General features: G+C 74.8%; 2 protein-coding genes. Both read right to left on the bottom strand.

The genetic code is table 11. The features are described from left to right. Window positions 1-531: hypothetical protein (locus tag AB0G02_RS41445; RefSeq protein WP_360806419.1), on the bottom strand; the 531-nt coding region annotated here is incomplete at its 3' end. A 2-nt stretch (window positions 532-533) separates the two neighbouring features. Then, on the bottom strand, window positions 534-1,159 hold a 626-nt coding region (locus AB0G02_RS41450; RefSeq protein WP_360806422.1), incomplete at its 5' end, for an aminotransferase class IV.

Below are 1,159 nucleotides of genomic sequence, written 5' to 3' on the forward strand. Positions count from 1 at the left end.
GCGGGCCGCTGCCCGCAGCGCGTCGGGGAAGCGGTGCTCGCCGCTGTACGTCATGGCCGCGGGCGAACTCGACCGGATGCGCGCGACCACGTCGTTGATCCGCGCGGTGAACAGGGTGCCCGCGGGCGAGTCGGCGTTGTTCTCCAACACCCGCAGCCGCTCCGAGCCCGCCTCCAGGTAGCCGTCGAGCCGGCACACCCACGGCGCGTCGCCCACCGCGCGATCGGCCTCGATCAACCGGTCGGCCGCCGGGTCGAGCCCGTAGAAGTCGCGCACGTCCTGTCGCGCCCGGTACAGGGCGACGACCTTGCCGAGCAGGTCGACGTAGCGGGTCAGCAGCGGCGCGAGCCGTTCGGCCCGCTCGGCGCGGACCAGCACGGGGACCGGTGAGAGCGGGAAGTCCTTGTTCCGGAACACCGGACCGGCGGACACCGCGCGCTCGGTGGCCTTCAGCGTGTCCGCCGGCCGTGCCACGGCGGCGTGGGCGGCGAGCAGGGCGGCCGGCCAGTCGATCAACCCGGTGACCGTCACGGCTACTCGCCCGGCAGGCCGAGGTCGACCCCGGTCGGCACGGCGGTGCCGCGCACCTGGGCGAAGTACGCGTCCACCAACGCGTTCGTGACCGGACCCGACGGCCAACCGGGCAGCGGCACGCCCGCGACCTCGCGCACCGGGCCGAACTCGATGCCGGTCCCGCACAGGAAGACCTCGTCGGCGGCGGTGAGCCGCTCCTCGGTGATCGCGTCCTCGACGGCCTCGTGGCCGAGCGCCGACGCGGTCGCCAGCACCCACGCCCGCGTGACGCCGGGCAGGACGTGGTCGGAGAGCCGCGGGGTGACGACGCGCCCGCCCTCGACCAGGAACACCGTGGCCGTCGGCGCCTCGCTGATCAACCCGTCGGCGGTGCGCAGCACGCACGAGTCGTAGCCGTCGCGCTTGGCCTGCGCGAGCGCGAGGCGCGGCCCGGCGTACGCCGAGATGTTCTTGGCCGCACTGGGGAACACCGCGTCCGAGGGCCGCTGCCACGCGCTGACGCCCAGCCGGATGCCCTCCTGGTCGGCCAGCCAGCGCTTGCGGCCCGACGGCGTGATCGTGACCGTCAGCGCGGTCTCGGCGGCCTGGTTGATGTCACCGCTGTTGGCCGCGCTCGCCGCGACCC

This window comes from Actinosynnema sp. NPDC023658 (assembly GCF_040639995.1).
Lineage (GTDB): Bacteria > Actinomycetota > Actinomycetes > Mycobacteriales > Pseudonocardiaceae > Actinosynnema.